This window comes from Acidovorax sp. FG48 (assembly GCF_057809085.1).
The window spans coordinates 59,324-77,113 of record NZ_JBMDJH010000004.1 but is presented as its reverse complement, the minus strand read 5'-3'; the positions used below and the strand labels follow the sequence as shown (position 1 = coordinate 77,113).

18 protein-coding genes are annotated in these 17,790 nt (G+C 55.0%); 5 read left to right on the top strand and 13 right to left on the bottom strand.

Annotated elements, in window-relative coordinates:
* Positions 1-146: 146 nt before the first annotated feature.
* Both ACODSU_RS07200 and ACODSU_RS07195 read right to left on the bottom strand, forming a co-directional pair.
* Complete coding sequence (locus tag ACODSU_RS07200; RefSeq protein WP_488841155.1) at positions 147-338, bottom strand: hypothetical protein; 192 nt, start codon at positions 336-338, stop codon at positions 147-149.
* Between the two features lie 58 nt (positions 339-396).
* Positions 397-693, bottom strand: coding sequence for a hypothetical protein (locus tag ACODSU_RS07195; protein ID WP_488841153.1), 297 nt, complete (start codon positions 691-693; stop codon positions 397-399).
* 176 nt (positions 694-869) lie between these two features.
* Between ACODSU_RS07195 and ACODSU_RS07190 the strand changes: the two genes are divergently transcribed.
* Positions 870-1,739 carry a hypothetical protein gene (locus ACODSU_RS07190; RefSeq protein WP_488841151.1) on the top strand — a complete coding sequence of 290 codons (870 nt, stop codon included), beginning with the start codon at positions 870-872 and terminating at the stop codon, positions 1,737-1,739.
* Positions 1,740-1,753: 14 nt separating this feature from the next.
* Complete coding sequence (locus ACODSU_RS07185) at positions 1,754-1,951, top strand: hypothetical protein (protein ID WP_488841149.1); 198 nt, start codon at positions 1,754-1,756, stop codon at positions 1,949-1,951.
* Between the two features lie 56 nt (positions 1,952-2,007).
* Here ACODSU_RS07185 and ACODSU_RS07180 read toward each other — a convergent pair whose 3' ends face one another.
* The 4 genes from ACODSU_RS07180 to ACODSU_RS07165 all read right to left on the bottom strand — a co-directional run bounded on the left by ACODSU_RS07180 (position 2,008) and on the right by ACODSU_RS07165 (position 5,610).
* Positions 2,008-3,141: a hypothetical protein gene (locus ACODSU_RS07180; RefSeq protein ID WP_488841147.1), complete on the bottom strand. Its 1,134-nt coding sequence runs from the start codon at positions 3,139-3,141 to the stop codon at positions 2,008-2,010.
* 125 nt (positions 3,142-3,266) lie between these two features.
* The gene (locus tag ACODSU_RS07175; RefSeq protein WP_488841145.1) at positions 3,267-3,581 is read right to left on the bottom strand and encodes a DUF6388 family protein; all 315 of its coding nucleotides are present in this window, start codon (positions 3,579-3,581) and stop codon (positions 3,267-3,269) included.
* A gap of 32 nt (positions 3,582-3,613) precedes the next feature.
* On the bottom strand, positions 3,614-4,429 hold the full coding sequence (locus ACODSU_RS07170) for a GSU2403 family nucleotidyltransferase fold protein (protein ID WP_488841143.1): 816 nt from the start codon (positions 4,427-4,429) through the stop codon (positions 3,614-3,616).
* Positions 4,429-5,610, bottom strand: a complete 1,182-nt coding sequence (locus ACODSU_RS07165; protein ID WP_488841141.1) for a hypothetical protein — start codon at positions 5,608-5,610, stop codon at positions 4,429-4,431. Before ACODSU_RS07165 ends, ACODSU_RS07170 begins: the two co-directional genes overlap by 1 nt.
* Positions 5,611-6,093: 483 nt before the next feature.
* Between ACODSU_RS07165 and ACODSU_RS07160 the strand changes: the two genes are divergently transcribed.
* Both ACODSU_RS07160 and ACODSU_RS07155 read left to right on the top strand, forming a co-directional pair.
* Entirely contained in the window at positions 6,094-6,888 is a 795-nt protein-coding gene (locus ACODSU_RS07160; protein WP_488841139.1) for a hypothetical protein, read from the top strand.
* An 83-nt stretch (positions 6,889-6,971) separates the two neighbouring features.
* A complete protein-coding gene (locus tag ACODSU_RS07155) occupies positions 6,972-7,976 on the top strand; it encodes a hypothetical protein (RefSeq protein ID WP_488841137.1) in 1,005 nt (334 codons plus the stop codon).
* A 160-nt stretch (positions 7,977-8,136) separates the two neighbouring features.
* Here the strand turns inward: ACODSU_RS07155 and ACODSU_RS07150 are convergent, their stop codons facing one another.
* The 5 genes from ACODSU_RS07150 to mobI form a co-directional block, all read right to left on the bottom strand.
* Positions 8,137-9,354: a hypothetical protein gene (locus tag ACODSU_RS07150; protein WP_488841135.1), complete on the bottom strand. Its 1,218-nt coding sequence runs from the start codon at positions 9,352-9,354 to the stop codon at positions 8,137-8,139.
* Between the two features lie 111 nt (positions 9,355-9,465).
* Entirely contained in the window at positions 9,466-10,668 is a 1,203-nt protein-coding gene (locus ACODSU_RS07145) for a hypothetical protein (protein ID WP_488841133.1), read from the bottom strand.
* Positions 10,669-12,109: 1,441 nt separating this feature from the next.
* On the bottom strand, positions 12,110-12,808 hold the full coding sequence (locus ACODSU_RS07140; protein ID WP_488841131.1) for a helix-turn-helix domain-containing protein: 699 nt from the start codon (positions 12,806-12,808) through the stop codon (positions 12,110-12,112).
* Between the two features lie 23 nt (positions 12,809-12,831).
* Positions 12,832-13,470, bottom strand: coding sequence for a hypothetical protein (locus tag ACODSU_RS07135; RefSeq protein ID WP_488841129.1), 639 nt, complete (start codon positions 13,468-13,470; stop codon positions 12,832-12,834).
* Positions 13,460-13,930, bottom strand: a complete 471-nt coding sequence (gene mobI / locus ACODSU_RS07130) for a conjugative transfer protein MobI(A/C) (protein WP_488841127.1) — start codon at positions 13,928-13,930, stop codon at positions 13,460-13,462. The genes ACODSU_RS07135 and mobI overlap by 11 nt, the downstream gene beginning before the upstream one ends.
* 564 nt (positions 13,931-14,494) lie before the next feature.
* Here mobI and ACODSU_RS07125 point away from each other — a divergent pair.
* Positions 14,495-15,514 carry a ParM/StbA family protein gene (locus tag ACODSU_RS07125; RefSeq protein WP_488841125.1) on the top strand — a complete coding sequence of 340 codons (1,020 nt, stop codon included), beginning with the start codon at positions 14,495-14,497 and terminating at the stop codon, positions 15,512-15,514.
* 959 nt (positions 15,515-16,473) lie between these two features.
* On the opposite strand, the gene ACODSU_RS07120 is transcribed toward ACODSU_RS07125, so the two are convergent.
* Both ACODSU_RS07120 and ACODSU_RS07115 read right to left on the bottom strand, forming a co-directional pair.
* Positions 16,474-16,701, bottom strand: a complete 228-nt coding sequence (locus tag ACODSU_RS07120) for a hypothetical protein (protein ID WP_488841123.1) — start codon at positions 16,699-16,701, stop codon at positions 16,474-16,476.
* Between the two features lie 113 nt (positions 16,702-16,814).
* Positions 16,815-17,759 (bottom strand): hypothetical protein, encoded by a 945-nt coding sequence (locus tag ACODSU_RS07115; RefSeq protein WP_488841121.1) that lies wholly within the window; start codon positions 17,757-17,759, stop codon positions 16,815-16,817.
* Positions 17,760-17,790 lie beyond the last annotated feature (31 nt).

Sequence of the window (17,790 nt, the reverse complement as noted above, 5' to 3'; positions counted from 1 at the left end):
GGCCGTGACAGGCGGCGGTGAGCCTGAGGAGCAATTGGCGCGTCTATGTCAGGGCGAGTGCGAGGTCTTATCTCACTTTCCGATGTCATTGTCCACGACCAAATAGTCCCGTTCGAACCGTCGCCAATGAAGCCTCGTCGCAGGCGTCAGGATGGGAGCATGGCCCGAATGTGGTCCGCAGCATTCTCTTCGGTGTCGTTGGGTGCGTAGGCATCGGCGATGGATGCGCACTGCTCGACAACAGCCTGGGTATAGGCCAGGAGCTGGGGGCTCAATTTTTCATCCGCCGCAAGCAGGCCAGCTTCCCGGGCCATCGCCTCCAGGTCTTCGGCGCCCACGGCGTCAGTTCTGTGTAGCCAGCTTTTCACTGTTTTCTCCTCGCAGACCTCAATGGCACTAGAAAGTCCAAGTCCAACTCACCGGCCGATTCGACTTCTGACAAAACCCGACACGGCAGGGGCCGAGTCCATCGTCCACCCGGAAGTGCAGTTGGCCAGCCCCAATCACGGTGATTTCCTTCTCGCCGGAGAAGCGGACCTTTTCCCCTAGGGGCTCCCCAAAGGCTTTTACGCCCATTCCAACTTGCACGCGCCGATCAGGCGGGCACGCCACCACATAGGTAGCAGCGGCATAGACGTAGGTCTCAGCCCACTGCCAGTCGGATCCATCGATGGTCTTGTAGGTCACGCTCATGTGATTGCCCTCTGTGAGATTTTCGTGATGAGGTCTATCGCTTGTCGAGGGGTTGCTGAGCCCCAGCGACGACAATCATTGTTCCTTCGAACGACACGGAACGGGAGAAAAAAATGGGAGAAGCACGGCGCCGCAAGTTGGCCCAGGGCAACACGGGGGCCAGCACGGGCCAAGCCATGAATGCGACCCCTGCGGGGTGGCCTCTGACCAATCCAAAAGAGCAGGCGCGGCTTGAGGGGCATTTCAAGGAACTTGGTATCGATTTTTCGAAGCCAGGCTTTCATGACAGCGCTGCATTCCTCGCAGTGGAGCGGGTACGACCAGAGATTCTTGATGACTATGCGCGTTACGTGGAGGTTCGGGCCTATTCCGATGCCGATCTGCAGACCGCCCAGCGCAAGATTGAAGTGGCGGCCAGGGTGGTCAGTGCTGCGGTCAAGGCAGACGGCCGCCACGGGCTGTGTGTGACTGCCTCCGGTGTTCTGTCCCGCATGCTGGACGAGTTGGGCGTCTGGAATTTCAGCGCGAAGGCGACCATGACGGTGACTTTTCCGCCCAGTGTCTCGCTCGAAAAGCGATTCTTCTTTGCCCTCGACACCGGAAATTTCGTTGCCCCCCATGCTCTTGTTGTAGCGCCGCCGTTCCTGGCCGTAGACACCACAGCCAGCGCACAGAGCTACGGCGACAAGGCCATGGAGCAGGCCGTTCCGCCACTCATCCTGCAAAAGCAACTCATTCCTTATCGATGGAAGGATGAAGACATTGCTTCACCGCTTGTCAGGATGAGCCAGGGGCACGGATTCTCCGTTCGGAGGTACCTGCAGGTTCGGAACCCTCTCATGCTCAAGCGGATGGAGGAGTTCCCCGGGCGAGTGGGTGTGTTCGATGGGGGCTCAGCAGCCTACGTGATCACTGGTGTAGGCGGCTACACGGAGAAGTTGGCCGAGCTGGATTCAGAGAACACGATGCTTTCAGGCAAAACGCCCATTGAGCTTTTTGAGACGCAGGTCCTGCCCCAACTGGCGTCATCGCCCCAGGGGATGTAGTTCTGCACCAGCCCATGCCACTGTTCGTGAACGACGGTACGCCGGTCATGAACACCAGCGCCGTGTGCATGGTGCCGGAACGGCAAGGCGAACAGGGCTGCAGCACCGTGAACACCTGGTCCAGCGCCCGCGCCATCACAACAATTGATGAGACTGGCTGTGAGGCGCAACACGGATTGCTGAGACTGTCGCCGCGTCGTTCCAACAATTGATGAGACTGGCTCCAACAGTTTCTGAGACTGGGCCGGGGCTCACCGCCCATCCCGCGCTACATCCTGGCCGCGAGTGCTCTCAACTCGTCCTCGCGCTCCAGCTCGTAAGTCGAGCGGAGCCACTGGCGCATGATGAAAATCGAATCCCGCATCTCTTTGATTGCATGTGCGAACTCGTCGTTCGACAGACCGCAGGGGGCCCTTACAACCGTTTTGGGGGCTCTCATGAGTTGCAGCGCTTTCTCGTGAAGATCGTTCGTCATGACGGAGAGCACTTCAGCTTCAAGGAGCAGCCGCGTAGGCAGCTTTGATTTCGCACCTGCAATCCGAAGAAGCTCCTTGAGCCCCACAACGGGTATCCGCTTGACGGTCTCTTCATAGGAAGCGGGGCGCCCCTCGATCTGGAGAAGCCCGCGAGCCGTGAGGCTCTGAATGGCGGCATTCCCGATGGTCTCGGTGTCGGAGATTGAGTGGGAGCCCCTTCGTATTTTCTGAAGGTAGAACGTCAGCGCTCGGGCGGTGAGTCCATCGAGGACCTTGAATATCTCCTGCCATGGGGCTCTCCAGGCCTCAGGATTTTGTACCGTGGCATAGGCTATTCCTGCGGGCCACAGTACGTGTCCTTTGATTGCCAGCTCCAGCGAATCGTCCAGGCTCATGAAAAGGTCCTGGGATGCCATGAACTGCGTCGCATCTGCCATGGATCGGGCAATGATTCCGGCTGTTCGGGTGGGGTCCACTTTGTCCGCGAAGACGTACCTGTTCGAAGGGTAACCAGCCATGCTTCCGGTGGCGTTGCCTTGGTATCTGGATTGCGTCAGGCTGTGGATGTGAATCGATCCCGCGCTGGCTTTGACCTGTTCAATTGCCGTTTCACGGGCTGCTTCACGGGCGATCCCTTTTTGCAGGTCGGCCTGAAGTCGGGCCCTCGCGAGTGTGTTGATCAGGGGATCGCAGTCGGGCGCTGTGGCGGTCAGGAAGTAGCGGAGCCCCATCGTGTGGACTTCGCCAGCGTGAGTGCGGGTGCGCAGGATTTGAATCGTGCCGGCACTTTCGTCCACGGCCACCACCTCGCCATGGAGCGGGTAGGTGGTGGTGCCTTCGCCGCGCCGCTCAAAAGCCATCTCTACGCCTGAGCCTGCAAGCGCGCAGAGGATGCTCATGAACTCGTCGTCAATTTCGGGGTGCATTGGTGCTCTATGTGGCTGTATTGCAACCGAAAACGCCGAATATCAGAACCATGGAAATCGGCTCCATAGCGTGTCTGGACAACGTTTCCATGAGGTATGGTCACCGGTTATGGGTGGTCATTTTTTCATTTCTCTGTCGTGTCATCCCACTCCAAGCCCATGGCCCGCCTTGCCTGGTCACGGCGGGCCTGAATGAAAATCTGGCGTTCTTCCTCGCTGTCCAGCGCGTAGCGCAGGAAATAGTCATGGGCGTCCTCTCCCGCCTGTTTTGCCTTCTCCGCGATGGCCTTGTCAGTGTCCGATTGGCGAATTTCTGCCAGCTCGACACCCAAGGCGTCGGCCACAGCTTGAGGGACCGCAAGTACCTGGGCCTTGACCTGGGGATGCTCCTCAAGGAAGCGCTGTCGGCCGATGGCCATCTGCTCGGGGCTCAATTTCATCTTGTGGGTCCTCTGGTATGGACGTCTGGGGCTCAGGGTTCCAGAATTGTCTGGAATGAATACTGGCACGTGGCCAAGAAGTCTTCAGGGTCGATATCGCGGTCGCTCGGGATCTTGCTCGCTGCCTGGATGTCATCGGTGACCTCAGAAAACGCTTCCTGGATCTCGCGCTCAACGGTGGCCACCTCGCGCGGGTGAAGGCGGGGTTTCACGATAGAGCCCCACGTCTGCTTGAACGTCGGCAGCATGTGGCCGAAGAGCATAAGGGTGTCATGCACGTACAGCAGATCCTGCTGGCGCTTGTTCTTCTTGCGGTCCTTGAGGATGAGGAACTTCTGGACCATGAAGCACAACGGGTTGGCTACCTGCAGGTCCACCGGTTGATCGAGGGGAACGCCGACCTCCGGGCCCACAGTCACGATCCATGGGTCTTCCAGCAGCACGCCCAAGTGTGCGATCTTGTGCGCGGAGATCCCGGCCACAGACGTTGTGGCATCCGGCTCGCCGTTGCGTTTGTAGGGGCTCCCCACCAGAGGGGTTAGGAACTCGGCGTAGAACCCGTTTTGCTCATTGCCAAGCGTGTAGTGCGCTGCAGGGGGTTTGGAGGTTCCAGAAAAATCCTCTTTGAAGCCATGGGCCGCCAGCGCGGCTTTGATGTCGCCTTCCAGCGGCGCCCGATTGGCAAACGCGAGGTCCGTATCGCGAGTAAACACCGGCTCGAAGGCCTGTTTTTGGGCGTCCGGATGAAGGGTGTGCAGCCTGTGTCCCCAACCTCCGATGAAAATCATCTGCGCGCGCCACGGATCAAGCGCCTGGACGAGCTTTGCGAATGCTTCAAGGTCGTTCATCAGCGTGCCTCCACAAGTGGTTGCAGCACCGTGCGGTAGATGTGTTCGGCCTGCTCGGCGCCCCGAGAGGGGTGGTTGACCACATCGAGCCATACCTGGATCACATCGGCGCACAGCTGGCCATCGCGCTCTACCGCGCCTCGGAAAGTGGAGATGGGCGCCAGGGCCCGTCGAACGAAGAAGTCCGGGGTTTGGCCCTGCGTGCACACGCTGGTCTTTTCCCATTCGGGGTTCTTCGCTCCTAGTGCGGGGAGCTTGTGCATGTAGATGTACGGGGGCACGCCGCTTACATGTCCCATTCCCAGGTGATCGGCCGCTGAAAAGAGTCCCAGGCATGCTTTGTCGCCAAGCTCTTTCAGCAAGACCGCGAACTGGCCTGCCGTGGCCACGCGAGCACGAAAGCGCATCTTGTATTCAGCGGGTGAGGCCATCGACGCTGAGCGCCATAGGCTGAAGAATTCCTCCCGCCTCCCCAGCGTGAGGCCTGTGGCGCCATCCGCCAGGAATCTCTCTTTCTTGAGGTATTGAATCAGTCGATTCGCGCTCATGGCGGAGGCATCTGCAGCGCGAGCAAGGTCAGCTCCCGAGTAGATGGGGTCGCGAGGTGCCTTGAGCAAATCAGGGCTGATTTCACGCGCTAGGAGTACCTTCAGCATCCACTGGTTGAGATCGGAGAAGGGGTTGAAGGGGGAAGCACTCGCCTTGCTCAGGCCGAGGAAGCGCCGTTCGTTCGCCTCGAACATCAGCGAGTCCATCGCCGAGTCTTGCTGCCAAACTCCGTTGAGCCGGAAAAGACTTGCGCCCTCGTCTGTGACGATGGCCACGTTTGCATCTGCCGCGTATTGGTCAACGAAATCCCTGACCCCACGGAGCATTGTGGGGACCACATTCGACACGTACACGATGGCCAGGGGCTGTGAGTGAAGAATATTCTTGGCATAGTGGCTGGACTGGATGATCGCCACGCTCAGCTGGGCGATCACACGATCAGTTCGGCCATCCCTTACGACTTTTGCCTCAGCCACATATTTGGCATCCTGCTCATCGCTCAACACGTAGTCTGGGTAACCTGGAATGCCGGCCTGATACCCCCATGCCTGCTTAAGTCCATAGGACGACGCGGCCTTGAGGATGGCGATCTCTGTGGCTTCGCTCTCATTGGTTAGGTTCAGGTTGGGCATATCTGCTAGCGTGTATCACGCGCATGATTCATAACACGCCCATGTTATCAACCGTGCGCGTGATATGCAACATGCGCGTGGTATCCCTGTGTCATCCCATTTTTGCTAACCGGGTGTTTCGCACGAATAAAGAGATGCTCATTTTTTGAGCAAAATGCTAAGTTGTTGATTTCATTGGGATCGATGAAACGCTAACCCGGTAAATCGCACGCAAAAAGAGACGTGCATTTTCTAGGGGCTCACGTGCCCCAATCCCCAATTCACCTCCAGAGAACCCCAAACGAAGCGCTCAACATCGCTTGCGAATCAATGGGTTGCATTGGGGAACGGACGAGAAGAAACCCTAATCGCCCCCAATGCCTCACCCAATCGGCCTATTCGCTGGCGTCGCGCGTGAATAGGTTCACGAAAGCCCCCTGCGCTGGTCGAAGCGGGAGGAGGGGGCTCCTATGATGGAGGCAATCAACTGCCCCCCACCAGAGCATGCGCTTCACCCTTACCCCATTCCTGGCCGCCTGGCTCATCACCGCAGCCGGTGCCACCCACGCGGGGCTCTCCTCGGTTGCCACCATCCCCAAGGCCGGGGGCAAAGTCATTTTCGAGCTGTACGACGACCCTGCAACCCTTCCCGAGTGCACCGGGCGCAATGACATGGGCGCGATCGCACGCATGGAAACCGGTGGGAAGGTGACCCCATACGGCACCGGCTGCTGGAGCGCAGGAGGGGACGGCTTCATCACTTTGAAGATCAAGAGCCTCGACGACGGTGCCGTACGCACCAGCCGTGTTCACAACAGCGAGTTCAAAGCCCCACCAAGTGCGCCATCCGGAGGGAAGGTGAACAGTGCCTCGGGCTTTACCCCCTGGGAGTTCAGCAAGGGGGTCACCAACCGTGGGACACCGGTTTGCGCGCTGTCTGCGGCCGACAACATGAAATCTGGCGCGCGGAACATCTCGATAAAGGCCCTGGGCAACCGTGAGCAGCTCAACATCACCCTCTACGACACGCGCTGGGGCTACAAGGCCAACAGCAAGCACATGGCCACACTGGATTTCGACGACCAGAAACCCCTGCAGCTCGATGCCTACGGTGATGGGCAGGTTCTGGATTCCGATCTGCCGGTGGCGGCGACGGCCATCTTTCTGTCGCTTCTGAGAGAGAAAAAGACGCTGCGGATATCTCCACCGGGTGGCGAAGTCGTCACGGTGGGGCTCACTGGTATTTCTGATCCCCTTCGCAGCTTTGTGGATTGCGCGCGGGGTCTCAAAAAGCGGTGAGGTTTTAGTGCTCCGGGGGCCAAGCTCGAAACAGAGTAAGCCCCGGTGGACCGCCCAGAAACCGACCAACCCAAGGAGTCCCCTTGTACGTCTACCTCGAATCCAAGGCCGAGATTGCAAAGGCCCAAAAGACTCTTGAAGCAACGATCCGCAGTGAGTTTTCCAGCCGACTGGTTAAGGACATTGGTTGGCAGGGTGGGCGCATGTCCTCGAAGACGGTTCACGCCAGCGACGGCTGGTGGTTTTTCCCCGAGCCTCGCCCAGACAACCGAATACCGCAGTGCTTGAACTGGTTCGGTCGCCACGGTGAGGGCCCTGGGGTGCAAATCGCCGTGGAGATCAATGTGCCCTTTGAGGGCCGTCACGATACCATTAGTGGTTTCTTCGCGCGACACGTGGACACCGGCCGCGTCTACCTGTTTCATTCCGGGCGAGTGGGGGGCGGAACCAAAGGCGTCGGCAAGGTGACCTTCCTGGCATGGTCGGAAGTGGACATACACCAGGTTGTGGATTCGTCTGGGGGCTCACGCGATGGTGTGATGGTCATGCCAGTCGAGGGGCGCTGGGCTACACGGTCGGCTCTCACGTACGTACAGCGCATCGTTGAGTTCAAGGAGGCCGCGAGGGAAGGGGTAATGGAACGCCCCGAGGTTAAAAGGCGGATTGCCAGGCTGCAGGCCTACTTTCGCGAGAGCAGCGGGCGGCGGAGGGGGTTTTCCAAGGCGCGGGTCATCGACTACGTGTCGAGGCACGGCGATGTGGTGGACGCGCTGGCCACGTGGGTTTCCGAGACTCGAAGAATGCCGCGAGGGGGCTCTCTGACAAAAGACCGTCTGATTGATCTGGGAGTCAAGGTCAAAGGCCGCCTCGTAGAGGTCTGGGAGGTGAAGTCTGGGACATCCCGTGGTGACCTGTACACCGCCATAGGGCAGCTCTCGGTGCACGCGCCAGATGATGCATGTGTGCGCACCGTTGTACTTCCAGCAGACACGGCATTGCCAGATGGCCTGCAGGAGGCCTTTGACCGTTTGGGGATAAATGTGATGCTCTACCGGTTGAAGAAGGACCGGGTTGAGCTGCTGACCTGACGGATTTCGCCCAGGGATTTGGAAAGCAAGTCAGGGGCTATTTGGCGGCGCGATTTCCGAAATCACAATCAAAATCAAGGCCTTAGCAAAGGCGGGTCCCTGTGCGATGGACAGGCCTTTGCTTCGTCAATTCACAAGTGAGGTATCCCGCTTCGATGTGTCAGCGAGAGATGGTGCCGCCGACGCAGCCGTTCTTGCCCTTGCATTCGACCTTGTTCTCCAACTCTAACCGGTGTTTTTCGGCTGCAGCCCTGGCGATGAGTTCTTTGAAACGTTGTGCGGATTCTTTGATCCCAATGGAATCAGCCACGATCTGCCCCATACGAGCAAGCACACGGGCTCCATCAACCTTTTGCGAGTCATGGGCGTTCACAGCCGCCGTGGCGTTATCTGTGACTTCTTTGCGGTATGAGAGGGCCTCGTCCGCGCTCTTGATCGCAGCATCGTTGTCCGCAGTCGATGTTGAACTCAGTTTGGGCTTGGCTACCGCGAGGGCTTGCTCAGCTTTTGCCAATGCCAGACTGGCGTCGCGCATGTACAGCTTCGAGTTTTGCGCGCGCAGGGATTGCGAGGCATCGAGACTTCGATCGATCACGTACAGCTTGACCAGCTCGTTTTCGTCCAATGTCCATTTGAGCGAGCGATCCGAGAAGAAGCCAGAGCCGACTTTTGACACTGGCTTGCCATTTACCTCCTCGAATGCCGACTTGGCTCCGGTAAATGTCAGGTCTCTTGGGTCAGCGTTTTCTATCAATTGGCGCGTGTAGGCGTATCGCTTTTCCAGGCACTCGCTGGGAGAGGTGCAGTAATCGCGGATTTGCTGCCACATCAGCATCCGCTGCCTGACAATCTTGCGAAGGTCAGTGACGATGGCTTTGGCTTGAGGGTCGTATACGCCACATCCTGCTTTGGCCAATGCAGCGACAAAATCCACGTAGTTGATCGCCAGGTTCTCGACCTTCTTGGGGTCGAAATACTTTCGGGTGTCGTAGTCGTTCTTCAGGGTGCTCACTGGGGCTTTATCCCCCCATGGTCCCTTGAGTTTCTCAATGGCGTCTGTGGCAGTGTTCGAGAGCACGCAGCCAATCTGATCGATCCGGTCCGCCATGCGTGTGTCCAGGTCTTCAAGGTACTTGGCAACACTCTTGTCGATCATCGGCTGGGCCTCGGCCAGGGCTTTCACTGCCTCGACCCTGATATTTGCAGGCATGGACTGGATGAGCTGGCGTGTCGGCTCGTCTAAACCGGCGATCACCTCTGATTCAGTTTTCACCTTTGCGTAGAAGAATGCGCCGAACGCGTTGGCATTGCCCGTACCTAACAGGATAGGTGCCGCGCACATGAGCGTTGAAAGGGCTTTGCGCCAGGTAGCTTTCATCTTGGTTTCCCTCCAGGTGGTTTATTGATGTGATGGAAAGGGCGCAGCGATCAGAGAACGCCGAACACTTTTCTCGTCCTCATCAGAGCACTTTCCCCAGCAAACAGGGAGCTACTTAGGGCTCCTCCGTTCAAGCTTCTCCAATCTGTGCTGCTCAGCTATGCGCGCGCGCTCTTGCTCGGCCTTGGCATCGATGGCATCGTTGTAGGCCTTGGCTTTGGCCTTCACGGAAGCTGCATCCCTCTCAATCTGGGCGAATCTGGCCAAAATTCGGTCACCCTCGGATTTCTGGTCCGCGTGCGATGCGATAGCTGCATTGGCGTTGTCTACGACGCCCGCGCGAAACGCAACAGTAGCGTCGGCCACTTTGGAGGCTTCGTCGTTCTGGGCTTTGATGCTGGGATGTAGCTTTGACGTGGCCAGGGCGAGTGATTCTTCCGCCTTTGCAAGCGAAATACCCGCGTCCCTTGCGTAGAGCTTGGCGTTCTGCGATCTCAAGGCGCGGGCATTCTCAATGCTTCGGTCAATCACGTAGAGTTTGACCAGCTCACCTTCATCGATCGTCCAGTCGAGAGATTGACCGCCAAAGAACCCTCTTCGAACTTTGGATACAGGTACGCCTTTTACTTTCTCAAAGGCGGTGCGAGCATTTGTGAAATCAAGGTCCCTTTGCTCACTGTTCGCTATGAGGTTCCTTACATCCGAATAGCGTATCACAAGGCACTCGTCAGGGGTTTTGCAGTAGTTACGGATCTGGTGCCACATATCCATCTTCTGCCCAACTTCGCTGCGAAATTCACTGATGACGGCCTTGGCTTTGGTGTCGTAGACACCGCAACCTGTGCGAACGATAGAGCCAACCAAATCGGCGTAGGTCAACGCGAGGTTTTCTACGTTTCTGGGGTCAAAGTGCTTTCTGGAGTCGTAGTCCCGTTTCAGTGTGGTGATCGGGGTTTTCTCGCCCCACGGCCCTTTGATTTTCTCCACGATGATTTCTGCGGTAACCACGCCCACACAACCTGCCTGATCGATACGGTTTGCTATGCGTGTATCCACGTCATCGAGGTACTTGGCCACACTTTTGTCAATCAGGGGTTGGGCCTCTTGGAGTGCTTTGATGGCTTCAGCGCGCAAATTTGCGGGAAGCCCCTCAATGAGATTTCGCGTTTTCTCGTCGAGGCCGGCAATAATTTCTGATTCTGTTTTGACTTTTGCGTAGACAAAGGCGCCGATAAACGCATGTGCGTTGCCTGTCAACATAGCACTCGCACACAGTAGCACAACGGCCTTCAAACGTCGTGAAATCGTAGACATCTTCCCCTCCTAGTGCAGGTGAAGTTACCAAGACTTCATGCCGCGCGTCAAATGAAAAAGGGCAGGGGTTGAAGGCACTGCTCGGGGTGCGAAGTAATAGCGCACTGGTGCGTGGAATCCAGTAGCATCCATTGATCGAGCCACAGCATTGAAGCCCTTCGGTATGCGACTGTTCGATTCGTTTATATTACATGACCGTTTTTGATCGTAAAGCCGTTGCGGATCATGGGTCATTTTCATTCTTGAGTGCTTCGCACTACAGAAAGGGCGTCCACCTGGGGTGCTTCATTCAGCTACCCATAGTGAAAAAGTAGGGTGGAGTTTGATGAATTCGAATTGATTTTGATGCTGTCCACTAGGGTTCATGAAAATTCACCAATGACGCTCCATTGCTTGATAATTAGTGACATTCCATTGGCTCCCATTGCGGAGTTGCACGAAGGTGGCTGCTTTTTCGTGGAAATTTCTGAAAGTCACTCGCTGTGAGCCGGTGTGAGTGTCGGGTTAGCGGGATAGGGGTCCAACTGCAGCGCCGTTCGGAAAGTAGCTCAGCCTTCGTCTCCGGCGCGCGGCCAGGCCTCTCCCTGTCTCAATGGCCTTAGACGGTGCAGATCCCCACACAACAACGCGAAACGACGGTCTGGGAGACGTTGCTGAGGTTGAGTCCCTTTTGGGGCTCCGTGTGTCCGACCAAATGAGGAATTTGTTTTGAGCGAAATGAAGCGGGTTGACGCTGGCGAGATTGAGCCCTGTGGGGCCGTTGGCGAGCCCCTGGCACGCTGTTTGGCCTTTTTAGGAGCTATCGGCCTGCCATGGGCCTGGAAAAGGGGCGCTAGAGGGTTCCTGGACCTGGTTGAGGTGGAGCAGGGGGTTTTGTTGGTCGATCCCTCTGCCAGTGTGTCAAACGTCCTTCACGAGGCGGGACATCTTGCAGTCATGCCGGGGAGATTCAGAGGAGCCGCAACAGGAGATCTTTCGGCTGCGATGGAGCAAATGTTCAGGGAGGTGGATTTCGCGGATCCTGACTCAGCGATATCTCGTGCGGCCATCCAGTGCGGAGATGCAGAGGCTACCGCCTGGGCCTGGGCGGTTGGTATGCACCTGGGGCTTCCCCCTGAAACTGTCATCAAGGACGACGAATACGACGGTACAGGCGGCTTCCTGAGGACCGCTTTGGGTGCGGGGGCCTACGCGGGCATCAACGGGCTTTCCCACGCCGGGTTTTGCGCACTGCGTCCAGGGGTTTATGCCACAGCAAGGGGGCTTCCTGTGTATCCGCAGTTGGCGATGTGGCTGCAACAGGCATGACGGACATTTCGGTATTTTGGGGGTTGATGGGGGTTAAACCTTACGGCTTGGTCGTACTCGATTTGAAGCCATTCATCTGACTTGCAAACCAGTCCGTAAAAGCGATAGCTAGGCCAAAATCCATCCACCGCGCTTAAATACTATCTGCTGCTTTGGCGACCAGCGCATGCGCGGCAAGGCGGATTGGTCGAGGTACTCGCCGAAGTCTTTCTATAAGTGCCTCCTCCTCAGCTGTGAGCTTAAGAGTACGCACCCCAGACATGATGTAAACCATGTCTAGTTCAGTTCTCTCAGAGAACTTGAGCATGGCTTCACCATTAGGCAAGTAGCGACCATTTTCCCAGTTCATCATTGACCCTCCGGGAAAATCACACATTCTACTGATTTCAGATCGGCTTAAGCCAAGTCTTTCTCTCTCACTGCGCAATCGAATACCGAAGGTATAGCCTGGTTTCTGTTCGTAAGAAGAAGCGGTAGATGCACCAGTGATTGGGGCCACAAACGGTTGATAGACAGCAGTGAGGGCCGATGCAAATGGCTCGAAGGTTGCGTCCGGCAGGTTAGTCAATAGCTGTGCAGCAGCCTCATACCTGTTTGATGGGACATTGACGGCAGATTTCGTTGCTTCAATATAAGCCATGTTGATGTTCGGGATGCTAGCGAGTTTTCGCATTATTTCTCTAGTAGGAGATGACTTGCGCTGCAGCAATTTTTCCAAATCGACTTTGGATAGGCCCGTAAATTTCATGAGTCGATGGTTGTCCATGCCCAAGCGGTCAATCTCTGACTTTAAGCGAGCCCCAAAGCTACTTGCATCCATTTTTCCGTCCATTGCGCAATAAGTAAAGGAATTTCCTACTTAAACCAATTAGGATTGGCATCTTTATCTTCTGCGACCACAGTTTCAGCAAACGTCACGAACTCGTTGTCCGTCATGGGCCCGCTATGTTTTACTTCACGTTGAGAAAGGCGTAGAAGGTGAAAGTGGCTTTGTGGCATATCAACGTAGCGAATAGCGATGATGTGCATTCCAGGGTGATGTGGTGTGCTTTCACTCCAATCCATTGTGGCAGCAACACAGGCCAGAGATTGCATAAGAAGCAATTCAGTTGGAACAAGGTCCTCAGGCGCGAAGCTATCAAGCAGCTGCAACGTTACCCGCTCATGAATAGACGTGGAGACAACCCGGTCTAAGTCTTTCACGTGCTCTCCCCAGGTATCAGGCTCAGCACTTACTTCAATGCAAAGATCGGAAAACGAAGAGTGAGTGGCTTGACCCAACCAACGGAACCCCGTTTCGAAGTCATAGCAGTAAAAAAACATCAAATCGGCAAGATCGGCGTCTAAATCGATTTGCGTTTGGTTCCAGGTGGATGAATCCGCAAGTAAGGACGCAATATAAGACTTACCGGTAGGCCCAATCGGAGGCAACGGTTGATGTCCAGAGGGGGGGGAGGGGCAGAAGACATGAAGAAGGGCGCAATCAATCGTCACCGGGCTCTTCGTCTTCAACGGGCATATCGGATTTCGTTGCAATCGCATTCGCGAATCGGGCGGAAGTGATGGCTTTGACGTAGTGGGCTGCTTGTCTTCGAATGGAAGTCAATTTCGCTTCTGTTTCCATAACGATATCGATTTCCCAATCGCGGGCCCATTGATTGAGGGCGGCTTTCGAATAGGATAGGTCACGTCCAGTACGCTTGATTGATACCTTGACTGACTTCCGGTTGCTGCCTACGCCAAACCAACGGATTCCAATCCACTTCAGCTGGATGTGGTTGCCCTTGCGATGACTGGCGAGCTGTAGCCTGCTCTTGTCCTCCCAGGACTTGGCTCCACGCTCATGCTTCAGCACTTGTGCCCAGTGTTCATCCACTATGGCCACAGCCTGCCTATGCAGATCGTGCAGACACTCCTCCAGTACATCCATCAATCGTTCACGTGGCTCTCTCATTCTTGCTTCCCATCGGAATGTTTACTGGTATCCGTTTGACATGTATAGCGGAACTGGGGCCCGCCTCCTCGCAGAAGGGATCACCTCCCCCTCAGTTCCGCTGTGCATGCAGAATAGCAATATTAGCTACGATGCCGGAAGCAGGATTCTGGGAGAACTATTAGTTCCGATCTACATGCATAGCGGAGCTACTAGCTTTCGTTTTCAGTGCATTCTAGCAGATGGAGCCTGTTTGGCTTCTTCCAGAGGGATCAAGGGTGGAACGTTAACGTTCTGTTCTGTCTGCCAAGTAGAACTATTAGTTCCGCTTCGAATTCTGCGTACCTCACCCCATGTCGATGCGTACGGTGTGGTTGAGTACGTGAGGGCGTGGTGAAGAACCGTTTGGGATCTCGAAAGTGTGCTGTTCCCCAGGTTGGAAGCGATCACGTGCAACAGGATTGGCCGCAAAACCTCATGTCACTGGCGGTGCACTAGCGGTACACAAAAAAATGAAGATGACACATGAATTGTTGATTGTCTCCATTACAATTCATTCGTTCTTCCATTCATCAAGGATTGATTGTGGCATCTGCAAAAAAAGTTATTGGTCTTGACATTGGTTACTCCAACCTGAAGATGGTCTATGGGGAGTCAGACAAGGAAATGAAGTCGATTGTTCGACCAGCAGGTGCAGCTCCTGCTGATCGCTTTGGAACACGATTCGATGGGAAGATGCAGGATGACTTTCTGCATGTACTTGTGGGTGAAACACCATTCATTGCAGGCGTATCATCTGATCGTGCTGCGATGTGGGAACGGCCATTGCATGCTGATTACCCATCAACTGATACGTACAAAGCGCTATTTCACGCCAGTCTTTTGTTGAGTGAGATGTCTAGCGTGGATATGCTGGTGACGGGCTTGCCTGTCTCTCAATTCAAAAACGGTGAACATGTCGCTGAAATCGAAAAGCGTTTTTTGGGCACCCACAAGATCACACAAAAACGATCTGTAGAAGTGAAGGCGGTAAAGGTGATTCCGCAGCCAGTTGGTGGCCTGCTGGCCTTTATGAATGAGCAGGCTCATTCAAAAGAGAAAGTCGGTTTGCAGATTGACGATGAAGCACGCGTGCTCGTTATTGATCCAGGTTTTTACTCTCTGGACTGGGTTCTGGTCAGTAATGGAGAAGTGCAGCGGCAGTCAAGTGGAACCAGTGTGAAAGCATCCTCGGTTCTCCTCGAACAGGCGGCTAAGCTGATTGCCGAAGAGCATGGTGCGAGCCCACAGATTGAAACCCTCGAAAATGCCATGCGCACGGGGAAAACTTCCGTGCTTTTGCTCGGCGAGAAGGTTGAACTCCAGGGGTACATTCAGAAAGCCAGCGAATCTCTTGCATCGGTCACTGCAGATGCAATCCAAAAGTCCCTTCGGACAGAGAACCTCTCCCCGGACATCGTGGTGATGGTGGGGGGGGGCGCTCCATTCTTCCGTGATGCCATATCCAAAGCTTTTAGCCGCTTGAAGGTGGTAATGCCATCGACCCCAGTTCAAGCCAATGCAACAGGTTTCTGGCTCATGGGTGCTCTTGCTGGTGCTCAGTAATGGACCGGGCGAAAGTTCAGGAAATCGAAGAGATTAGGGTGGTGACCATCGTTGGTGCTGCCACTCCTGAATTGCACAGGGAACTTGCTAATACGCCTATTCGCGCTAGAGCAGAGCGACTTAGGTATCTGGCAGGCCATGGCTTGGCCTTTTTGCAATCACAATCAAGTTCCAGTGCAACTCGGATCGCTGGGCATGATGCTTCACTAAGTAACATGTCCACCTCGACGAAAGAGCACACGAAATCGAAGAAAAAACCGCTGTCTAAAGCCTCGACTAATGCCGAACTACCTGGGCAGCTCGATCAAGTCGCATCCGATACACGCCAAGAGATTTCAGCGCCGGATTTAAGCGTCGTCTCAGAATCAACGGCCGAGGGGGAGGGGGCAAGTCCGCCGATGACTGCTCACCCGTCTTTGTCACTATTCGCTCGGTCACTCGGGCGCTAAACATGCAAGATCATCCAAAATTGAGTCTCCCGGAGTGGACGCTTGGGTATCCACCAACAGAAGATGCTTGCTACTTGTCCTGTCGTAAATGGTCAGGAACACACAACGGTGAGTATTTCGAGGTCGTGGCGGGCGATCCTGGCCCATTCCTTAAGCACTTGGGTATTCCTGTGGTCTTAAAGTCAGGCTTCACAGGGTTGTTTGGAAGAGTGGTTAAAAGGGGGAACATTCCATTCATTCTGAATGAACATGGTGGCCCCACCGGGTTTTACCCAGACTGTGTTCTGGCCTGGTCACCGCCGCCATCGGTGATGCTCGACCTTGAAGCTGCTGCGTCTGCACGGATGGCAGTTGAGCAGGCCAGATCGGCAAGCAGCTAGTCTGTACTGTGGGTACGAAGAGGTGTCCTCACCTAACGCCGAGCTGCTCACAAAGTCCTCAATTCGACCAAAAAAAAACCACCCCTACTGGGGTGGCTTGAAGGGCCATGCAGGCCTGGGAGGGATCTTTTTAGTGAAGGGTGCGAAGCCCCAGGTTGACCATCAGTGTGTTCACATGACCATAGGACACTGCATCAAGGTCTTGGCTTGCATTCCAGCCGTTCACATTGATTTCTGCCACATCGATGTGTTGCCCCGTTGCGCCATCGATCAACTCGATCTCACCTTTGTTGATCATCCCATTCACCCATTGAACGGGAACGCCCATCATTTGAGCAGCCATTTCAATTGTCACCATTCTCATTCAATCCTCCGATTGTTTGATTGATGAATTATTCTATTGATGATTGGCTGTTGTGTCAATTAAATAAACAATGATCACTCGCGTTGCTCACACGATTCAGTAGGCTCTCAATTTTTATCGCGGGCGTCTTTTATGGCGTTGATCTGTGTAATAAGTTCGGTTAACGCTTCGATGGAGGCAGTTGGACTAGCGGTTCCTTCAGTTACTGTGGACACGCCACAAGTGCTGTGCTTCTGAATGGATCCTTTGAATGGTATTTGCACTGCCTGAACAAAGTGCGGATCTGGCATCTTGAACTTCAGCGTTTCGCTCGTCGCCCCCTGTACATTTATCGTTACGTCAACGCTTCTGCATGCGGCGTAGTAAAAATATGGAACCTCAGTTCCCCAGGGGATGTCGCTGGATTTTATTGCATCGCCTGGAAGTTTTCCTATTTTGTATTTGATGCATGAACCACCGCTGGTTCCTGAAATTTCATTTGGGTTCCCTTTGGTATCGATATCGATACTGGTATCTGAACAGCTGCCTGCACTTGAAACTGTTACAAACCCCGTAAGAAGCGCGCCTATTTTGGTGATGCTATTCTTCAGGTTTTCGGTTGTCGCTACTCCAACCGATTTAACCATGTCAGTGTTTTCACGCTTGGTCAAGTTGACCATAGTTGTTTTTCGATAGTCATTGGTTCCTGCAATACCAATGCGGCGACTTGCGTCTTCAGATATTTCCAGCTCTACTTTGACTTGAGCTTTCGATGCCTCCGCTGGCTTGGTCGCTTTAGCATTTCCATCGGAAGCGGCAGCGCTATTTGATTGGGGTGTTGTGTCTGATGAGGTTTTTGAATCGGGATTCTTGGGTTTTGAGCCCGCAGGAAATGAGACTTTGAGAGTGGCTTTATCAAGAACGAACACATCGCTCATATCTTTTTGTGACGTTGTTTTCGAAAGGGTCGAAACGTCGTAGTAGGTGACACCCGGTGATGTTGTGCTGCACCCGGCTGTGAGGGTGGCGACTGTAATGGCACCAAGTATGGGGAATGCTCTGATGTGAATCATGTTGGCCCTCTCAATGGAATTGGTAGAGGTC

What these genes read in the sequence shown, in the direction of transcription:
- ACODSU_RS07190 (WP_488841151.1), top strand. Translation starts at nt 870, where the DNA reads ATGAATGCGACCCCTGCGGGGTGGCCTCTGACCAATCCAAAAGAGCAG.
- ACODSU_RS07145 (WP_488841133.1), bottom strand. Translation starts at nt 10,668, where the DNA reads ATGTCTACGATTTCACGACGTTTGAAGGCCGTTGTGCTACTGTGTGCG.
- ACODSU_RS07180 (WP_488841147.1), bottom strand. Translation starts at nt 3,141, where the DNA reads ATGCACCCCGAAATTGACGACGAGTTCATGAGCATCCTCTGCGCGCTT.
- ACODSU_RS07170 (WP_488841143.1), bottom strand. Translation starts at nt 4,429, where the DNA reads ATGAACGACCTTGAAGCATTCGCAAAGCTCGTCCAGGCGCTTGATCCG.
- ACODSU_RS07160 (WP_488841139.1), top strand. Translation starts at nt 6,094, where the DNA reads ATGCGCTTCACCCTTACCCCATTCCTGGCCGCCTGGCTCATCACCGCA.
- ACODSU_RS07140 (WP_488841131.1), bottom strand. Translation starts at nt 12,808, where the DNA reads ATGGACGGAAAAATGGATGCAAGTAGCTTTGGGGCTCGCTTAAAGTCA.
- ACODSU_RS07150 (WP_488841135.1), bottom strand. Translation starts at nt 9,354, where the DNA reads ATGAAAGCTACCTGGCGCAAAGCCCTTTCAACGCTCATGTGCGCGGCA.
- mobI (WP_488841127.1), bottom strand. Translation starts at nt 13,930, where the DNA reads ATGAGAGAGCCACGTGAACGATTGATGGATGTACTGGAGGAGTGTCTG.
- ACODSU_RS07185 (WP_488841149.1), top strand. Translation starts at nt 1,754, where the DNA reads ATGCCACTGTTCGTGAACGACGGTACGCCGGTCATGAACACCAGCGCC.
- ACODSU_RS07175 (WP_488841145.1), bottom strand. Translation starts at nt 3,581, where the DNA reads ATGAAATTGAGCCCCGAGCAGATGGCCATCGGCCGACAGCGCTTCCTT.
- ACODSU_RS07195 (WP_488841153.1), bottom strand. Translation starts at nt 693, where the DNA reads ATGAGCGTGACCTACAAGACCATCGATGGATCCGACTGGCAGTGGGCT.
- ACODSU_RS07120 (WP_488841123.1), bottom strand. Translation starts at nt 16,701, where the DNA reads ATGGTGACAATTGAAATGGCTGCTCAAATGATGGGCGTTCCCGTTCAA.
- ACODSU_RS07115 (WP_488841121.1), bottom strand. Translation starts at nt 17,759, where the DNA reads ATGATTCACATCAGAGCATTCCCCATACTTGGTGCCATTACAGTCGCC.
- ACODSU_RS07165 (WP_488841141.1), bottom strand. Translation starts at nt 5,610, where the DNA reads ATGCCCAACCTGAACCTAACCAATGAGAGCGAAGCCACAGAGATCGCC.